Source organism: Arthrobacter sp. TB 23, assembly GCF_000294595.1.
Lineage (GTDB): Bacteria > Actinomycetota > Actinomycetes > Actinomycetales > Micrococcaceae > Arthrobacter_D.
Genome location: NZ_ALPM01000086.1, coordinates 1 through 7,271 on the forward strand (window position 1 = coordinate 1; position 7,271 = coordinate 7,271).

Here is a 7,271-nt window from a genome sequence, read left to right on the forward strand (position 1 = left end):
CCCCGCCGATAATTGTCCGGACACCGCGCCGGTGACCCGGTCATGCAGTTCGTGGGCTTCGTCGATGACGACGACGTCGTACTCGGGGAGCACCGCCAGCCCCTCGAAGGCACTGATCGCGAGCATTGCATGGTTGGTGATGACGATATCCGCGTCGCCCGCCTTGGCCCTGGCCCGTTCGCTGAAGCATTCCGCCGCGACCGGGCACTTTTGGGCGCCAAGACATTCCATGCTGGTCACGGACACCTGCCGCCACGCCTGCTCGCTCACCCCGGGAGTCAGCTCTTCCCGGTCACCCGTGTCGGTGGTTTCGGCCCACTCCCGGAGCCTGACAACCTCGCGGCCCAGCGGGGTGGCCGGGCCAGCGGAGGGATGCGGTGCGGCGGTGTCCTCGCCGAGGCTGAAGAGCGCGTCGGGTGCCCCCTCTTCGGGGAAGCCTCCGCCCGTCTTGTGCTTGCAGACGTAATTGCCGCGGCCTTTGAGTAGCACCACGTCGACGGGGCGGGGTAGCTTGCCTTTGAGGGCCTTCAACAGCCGGGGCACGTCGCGACCGACAATCTGGGCCTGCAACGCCAACGTTGCGGTGGATACGATGGCCGGTTTGTCGTGGGTCAGGGCGTGGGAGATCAAGGGGATGAGGTAGGCCAGCGATTTACCGGTGCCCGTGCCAGCCTGCACCAGCAGGTGGTCCCCGGTGGTCAGCGCCTCGGCGACCCGTTGCGTCATCTCATGCTGGCCCACCCGGTTCTCGCCGCCCATGGCTTCAACTGCGGCGTCAAGAAGTTCCAGCGGCCCCGCGGTACCGCTGTCAGGCATGCTGGCGGAATTCCTCCAGATCGGCGGCAAGACCCGCACGGACCATGACGTCGAGCCGGGTGCCCGATTCAACGTGCTCAAGGTTCAGGATCTCGGCGTCGGACTGGTGCAACCTGCTGACGACGTCGCCGCGTTCGTACGGCACCAGCAGCGTCAACTTGACGCTGGGTCGGGGGATGGCAGCGCTGACGGCTTCGAGGAGCTCGGCGATACCCTCGCCCGTGCGGGCTGAGACCACCACGTGCCGGGGCTCGCGTTGACGCAGGCGTTCGATCACGAAGGGATCCGCGGCATCGGCCTTGTTCAGAACAATGATTTCGGGGACCTTGCGGGCATCGACCTCAGAGAGCACTTCCCGCACCGCGGCGATTTGCCCCTCCGGATCGGGGTGGGACACATCCACCACATGGAGAATCAGGTCCGAGTCGGCAATCTCTTCGAGCGTCGACCGGAATGCCTCAACCAGCTGGGTGGGCAGCGACCTGACGAACCCGACCGTATCGGCGAGCGTGTAGCCCAACCCATCGGCGGTTTCGGCCTTACGCACCGTGGGATCCAGGGTGGCGAACAGCGCGTTCTCCACCAGGACGCCAGCGTCGGTGAGGCGGTTCAGCAAGGAGGATTTGCCAGCGTTGGTGTAGCCGGCGATTGCGACCGAGGGGATCTCATTACGACGGCGGTTGGCGCGTTTTGTTTCGCGGGCTGGTTTCATCCCGCTGATCTCCCGGCGCAGCTTCGCCATCCGGGTGCGAATCTTCCGCCGGTCAAGCTCGATCTTCGTTTCGCCGGGCCCACGGGAACCCATCCCGGCGCCGGCGCCGCCGACCTGGCCGCCTGCCTGGCGGGACATGGAGTCACCCCAACCGCGCAGCCTGGGGAGTAGGTATTCGAGCTGTGCCAGCTCGACCTGGGCTTTGCCCTCCCGCGATTTCGCGTGCTGGGCAAAAATGTCGAGGATCAGGGCCGTCCGGTCAATGACCTTGACCTTGACGATGTCTTCCAGTCCGCGGCGCTGGGAGGGAGAGAGTTCGCTATCCACGATGACGGTGTCGGCTCCGGTGGATACCACGATGTCCTTGAGCTCCTGGGCCTTGCCCGAGCCGAGGAAGGTGCCGGGGTCTGGCTTGAGCCGGCGCTGGACGATGCCGTCGAGCACCTCTGAACCGGCGGTGGCTGCCAGCGCCGACAGTTCCCGCAGCGAGTTTTCAGCATCTTCGGCGGTGCCTTCACTCCAGAGCCCTGCCAGGACGACGCGTTCGAGGCGGAGCTGCCGGTATTCGACCTCTGTGACGTCTTCGAGTTCGGTGGAAAGCCCTGCGACGCGTCGCAGTGCACGCCGTTCGTCCAGGTCCTGCTGGTCGCCGTCGTAGGACGACCGTTCGTCGTCGTGCCCGGATGAGACACCGACGAAACGGTTGCCTGCGCCCTTCGCGGACGCGGCCTCGTCTTTAGCCAGGATCCGATCAATCACTGCCTGAATTTCGGCTGGGCCGATCTCTGGTTCCGGCGTCGCCGGTCCCCCGTTATTCGTGGTCATACGCTCCCTAAAGTGGTGTCCTTCAATGGTAGTCGTCCCGGTCCCGATCGGGTGAGGCACTTCACTGAGCGCGCAATTGATTCCTCCGCCGCGGCAGGGCCCTACCGGTGAGCAAAGTGGACCGGGCGGGCCAACCGGGACGGCGGTGGCCGAAATTCCCCTCACGGGCGCCCAGGTTGCTGGCGGATTCGGCGGTGACCGGGTTCCAGAAACCGTCGGCGGCTCGACTACGCTGGTTTGTTATGGATTCCCATTACTTCAGCGCCCAGCCGGCCGGCCCGGAGACCCGCAAACCGCTCCGCACGGTGCTGGCCGGGGTGGAGCGCACCCTGGTGACGTCCTCGGGCATCTTCAGCTCCGACGGGATCGACAAGGGCACCCGCATCCTGCTCGCTGAGGCCCCCGATCCGGTGGGCTCCCGGATGCTCGATATTGGCTGCGGCTGGGGTCCACTGGCACTGACGATGGCGCTGCTGGCGCCCGACGCCCAGGTGGTCGCCGTCGACGTCAACGAACGGGCGCTGGCGCTCACCGCGGAAAACGCGAAACTGTTGGGCCTGGGCAATGTGGTGGCGACCCGCCCGGAAGAGGTCGACGCCGATGCCACCTTCGACACCATCTGGTCCAATCCACCGATCAGGGTGGGCAAGGACGAGCTGCACGCGCTGCTGCTGAAGTGGCTGCCCCGGCTGTCGCCTGGCGGGTCCGCGTGGCTGGTGGTGCAGAAGAATCTCGGCGCTGACTCGCTGCAGAAGTGGATTGCCGATCAGCTGGCCGACGGGTTCGAGGTGTCCCGCACTGCTACCTCGAAGTCGTTCAGGATCATCCGGGTGGAACGCCTCACTCCCTAGCGCACGCCGCCTAGCGGCGTACCGCCTAGCACCGCTCGGCTGTCTGGGAGCCCTTAGAGGAAGGTGCCGGTCGCCACCAGGACGGCTGGCCCGCTCAGGCTGACATGTTCGCGCCCGTCAGGTCCGGCGTGGAAGCGGACGCCGACGACGCCGCCGGGCACCTCGACCCGCCAGGTGAGGGGCGCTTCGGCCCCGGCCCAGAATCTCGTGGCCGCCGCAACTGCGCACGCCCCCGTCCCGCAGGACAGGGTCTCCCCCACGCCGCGCTCATGCACCCGCATCCTGACGCGGCCGACGCCGTCGTGCACCAGCGGATCGTGCGGCACCACGAATTCGACGTTGGTCCCGTCGACGGGCGTTGGGTCGACGACCGGCGCGGTGAACAGCCGTGCGGCATCCAGTTCGGCAGGCTCAGCCAGTGCCACGACCGTGTGGGGGTTGCCCATGCTGATTGACAGGGCGGGCCGCGGAACCTCCAGCCCATCGGCCTCCACCAGGGAATCGGTGGCTCGCGATGCTGCAGCGTCGGGGAAGATGAACTCCCAGGGACCCATATCCACCGAGTAACCATCGACGGACCGTTCCACCAGTTTGATCCCGCCGCGGGTGGCAATCGACGCCGTGGCTCCCTCGGCAAGGCTGAGCAGCCCCGCGGAGACCAGCAGGTGGACGAAGACCCGGACGCCGTTGCCGCACATTTCCGACAGCGAGCCATCCGAGTTGCGGTAATCCATGAACCACTCGGCCGACGGATCACTCTGGAGCAGCACCCGCCCCTCCGGCAGGTGGCGGGATCTGATCGCTCGAATCAACCCGTCTGCGCCGATACCACGGTGCCGGTCACAGATGGTGCGGACGTCGTCGGGCCCGATCTCCAGCTCGCCGTCCGGGTCGGTGACCAGGACAAAATCGTTTCCGGTGCCGTGGCCCTTGGTGAAGGCGACACCACTCAGGGCGGTCGGTGCTGGTGAAACCAGTGCGTCGGATTGAATAGTCACGTGTCTAGGATAGGCCGAAGGTCTGCTGGAGGTGGTCTGCGGCCCGGGAGCCCAGGAGCGGATCCTCCCAGTCGAGCCACGTGATCCGCGGGTCGGCGCGGAACCAGGTGAGCTGGCGGCGGGCAAACCGCCGGGTCGCGTCGATGGTGTCGCTCGCTGCCTGTTCCGTGGTCAGCTCACCGTCGAGGACCTGAAGGAACTGGGCGTATCCCAGTGCCCGGGATGCCGTCCGACCGCTCCGCAGCCCCTGGCGGTCCAGGCGTGCTACTTCGTCGAGCAGCCCGTCGTCGACCATGGTGTGGACCCTGGTAGCCAGGCGCTCACGTAACACCGGCCGGTCCACTCGCAGGCCCAGCTGCAGTGCCGGCTGGTGGTACAGGCGTTGCGGCATGAAGGAGCTGAACGGGCGGCCGGTCACCTCGTACACTTCGAGGGCCCTGATCAGCCGGCGGTCATCGAGATCCCGGCCGGCGGAGATCGGGTCCACTGCCGCGAGGCGCTCGCGGAGGAGGTCCGCGCCATCGCGGGCCAGGTCGGCTTCCAGCTGGGCCCGGATGCCCGGCTCGGTACCAGGGAACTCCAGGACGTCAAGGGCCGCCCGAACGTACAGCCCCGACCCGCCCACCAGGATCGGCATCCTGCCGCGGTCCCGGATAGCGTCGATCGCGGTCCGCGCCTGCTGCTGGTAGGCGGCGACGCTGGCTTCCTCCCGGACGTCGAGCGTGTCGAGCAGGTGATGCGGTACGCCCTGCCGCTCGTCAAGACTGACCTTGGCGGTGCCAATGTCCATGCCGCGATAGAACTGCATCGAGTCGGCGTTGATGATTTCGCCGTTGAACCTGCGCGCGAGTTCGATGCCAAGCGATGACTTGCCCGACCCGGTGGGTCCGACGACGGCGATCAGGGGCGGGGATGCGGGCGCAGCGGGAAGCACCGTCAGGCGCCGCGGACCGGCAGCGAGGGCATCCCCAGCGACACGGCGCCTGCTGGGCCAGCGGCTGACCCGCCAGGCGCTGGCACGCCGCACGAATCGGCCTGTGCCCGATCCCACGCGTCACCGGCCCGGGACCGGCGGATGTGAAGTTCTGCCGGCGTCGCGGGGTCCGCCACCAGGTGGAAGGCGGCAGCCTCCGTGACCGTGACGGTGACCAGGTCACCGGGGCGGGGCGGTTCGACGCCGTCGGGCACCGAGAAATGAACCAGGCGCTGGTCACGGGCCCGGCCCGAGAGACGGTGGGTTTCGCTGGCTTTACGGCCCTGCTGGGCGGTGACCATCAGCTCGACCGTCCGCCCGAGCTGGAGGGCATTCTCTTCTGCTGCGATGCGGTCCTGCAAGGCGGTCAGCCGTTCGAACCGTTCCTGCACCACCGCCTTCGGGATTTGATTGGGCAGGTCAGCGGCAGGGGTGCCGGGCCGCTTCGAGTACTGGAACGTGAAGGCGGTGGCGAAACGGGACTTCTCGACGACGTCGAGGGTGGCCTGGAAGTCTTCCTCGGTTTCCCCGGGGAAGCCGACGATGATGTCGGTGGAGATCGATGCGTGGGGCATTTTGGCCCGCACCCGGTCCAGGATGCCGAGGAATTTCGACGACCGGTACGAGCGGCGCATCGATTTGAGGATCTGGTCGGAGCCCGATTGCAGGGGCATGTGAAGTTGGGGCATCACGTTGGGGGTCTCGGCCATGGCGTCGATGACGTCGTCGGTGAAGGCTGCCGGGTGGGGGCTGGTGAACCTGACCCGTTCGAGACCCTCGATGCTCCCGCAGGCGCGGAGGAGCTTGGCGAAGGCACCCCGGTCGCCGAACTCCACCCCGTAGGAATTGACGTTCTGGCCCAGCAAGGTCACTTCGATCGCACCATCGGCCACCAGCGCCTTGATTTCGGCGAGGATCTCCCCCGGCCGCCGATCGCGTTCCTTGCCGCGCAGGGCGGGGACGATGCAGAAGGTACAGGTGTTGTTGCAGCCGACCGAGATGGACACCCAGCCGGAGTAGACGGCGTCGCGCTTGGTCGGGAGCGTGGACGGGAAGACATCGAGGGACTCGAGGATCTCCAGCTGCGCCTCGTTGTTGTGGCGGGCCCGCTCCAGGAGCGCGGGGAGGGCGCCGACGTTGTGGGTGCCGAATACCGCGTCGACCCACGGCGCTTTCTTTAGGATGGTGTCGCGGTCTTTCTGGGCCAGGCAGCCACCGACGGCGATCTGCATGCCGGGGTGCGTTTCCTTGACCGAGGCGAGCATGCCGAGGTTGCCGTAGAGCTTGTTGTCGGCGTTCTCCCTGACCGCGCAGGTGTTGAACACGACGACGTCGGCCTGGGTGTCCGTTGCTGCGGCATAGCCGGCGGCCTCCAGCAGCCCGGAGATGCGCTCCGAGTCGTGGACGTTCATCTGGCAGCCGTAGGTCCGAACCTCGTAGGTGCGCTGCGCCCCCGACACCGCTGCGCCAGGAACACCGGCCCGTTCGGCGGCGGGACCTGTGGGAAGGGTTGGGGTAATGAGACTCACCCGTTAAGGGTACGTGTGCTGCGCTGACCCCCACAATCGACGGGACCTGGAGTTCCCGCGGCAACCGCTGCGAACCGGTCAGTACCAGTTCATCCGCTGCGAATGCTGCCAGGCTGCACACGGCGAACCGTATCTACCGGAGATGTAGCCGAGGCCCCATTCGATCTGGGTGCGGTAGTTCGTCCGCCAGTCAGCGCCGGCGCTGCCCATCTTGCTGCCGGGTAGGGATTGGGGAATACCGTAGGCCCCGCTGTACGGGTTGTTCGCGCTGGTCAGCCACCGGGATTCCTTGTTCCATAGGTTGACCAGACACTGGAACTCGTCTCCGTTCCACCCGAACGACGGTAGTCGGGATGAAGCATAGGCCTGGGCTCCGGCGGGGTCGTCAACGATCGGTGCGGGGCCCGGTGCCGGAGCGGGGGCTGGAGCTGGTGCGGGGGCCGGTGCTGGCGGTGTTGGCGCGGTGCCGGGGTCCGGCTCGGCGTGGGGCGGGGCAGGGGCCGGGCCAGGTATGGGTATGGGTAGAGGCGCTGGAGACTGGGGCGCCGGAGACTGGGGCGCCGGCGG

General features: G+C 67.2%; 6 protein-coding genes and 1 pseudogene. 1 reads left to right on the forward strand and 6 read right to left on the reverse strand.

Annotated elements, in window-relative coordinates:
* A partial coding sequence (locus B384_RS0112455; protein WP_019483431.1) for an ATP-dependent DNA helicase occupies positions 1-816 on the reverse strand: 816 nt, incomplete at its 3' end.
* Positions 809-2,353 carry a GTPase HflX gene (hflX, locus tag B384_RS0112460; RefSeq protein WP_019483432.1) on the reverse strand — a complete coding sequence of 515 codons (1,545 nt, stop codon included), beginning with the start codon at positions 2,351-2,353 and terminating at the stop codon, positions 809-811. The genes B384_RS0112455 and hflX, both read right to left, overlap by 8 nt.
* Positions 2,354-2,595: 242 nt before the next feature.
* Here hflX and B384_RS0112465 point away from each other — a divergent pair, with 242 nt between their 5' ends.
* Positions 2,596-3,204, forward strand: a complete 609-nt coding sequence (locus B384_RS0112465; protein WP_019483433.1) for a class I SAM-dependent methyltransferase — start codon at positions 2,596-2,598, stop codon at positions 3,202-3,204.
* A gap of 53 nt (positions 3,205-3,257) precedes the next feature.
* On the opposite strand, the gene dapF is transcribed toward B384_RS0112465, so the two are convergent.
* From dapF to B384_RS20840, 4 genes and pseudogenes are all read right to left on the reverse strand, one after another.
* On the reverse strand, positions 3,258-4,202 hold the full coding sequence (gene dapF / locus B384_RS0112470; RefSeq protein WP_019483434.1) for a diaminopimelate epimerase: 945 nt from the start codon (positions 4,200-4,202) through the stop codon (positions 3,258-3,260).
* A 4-nt stretch (positions 4,203-4,206) separates the two neighbouring features.
* Complete coding sequence (miaA, locus tag B384_RS0112475; protein ID WP_024476792.1) at positions 4,207-5,136, reverse strand: tRNA (adenosine(37)-N6)-dimethylallyltransferase MiaA; 930 nt, start codon at positions 5,134-5,136, stop codon at positions 4,207-4,209.
* A 2-nt stretch (positions 5,137-5,138) separates the two neighbouring features.
* Complete coding sequence (miaB, locus tag B384_RS0112480) at positions 5,139-6,704, reverse strand: tRNA (N6-isopentenyl adenosine(37)-C2)-methylthiotransferase MiaB (protein ID WP_019483436.1); 1,566 nt, start codon at positions 6,702-6,704, stop codon at positions 5,139-5,141.
* A 78-nt stretch (positions 6,705-6,782) separates the two neighbouring features.
* Positions 6,783-7,271 (reverse strand): annotated as a pseudogene (locus B384_RS20840) (lytic transglycosylase domain-containing protein); the annotation flags it as partial.

Excerpts from the sequence above, each read along its gene's own strand:
- hflX (WP_019483432.1), bottom strand. The coding sequence starts at position 2,353 with ATGACCACGAATAACGGGGGACCGGCGACGCCGGAACCAGAGATCGGC.
- B384_RS0112465 (WP_019483433.1), top strand. The coding sequence starts at position 2,596 with ATGGATTCCCATTACTTCAGCGCCCAGCCGGCCGGCCCGGAGACCCGC.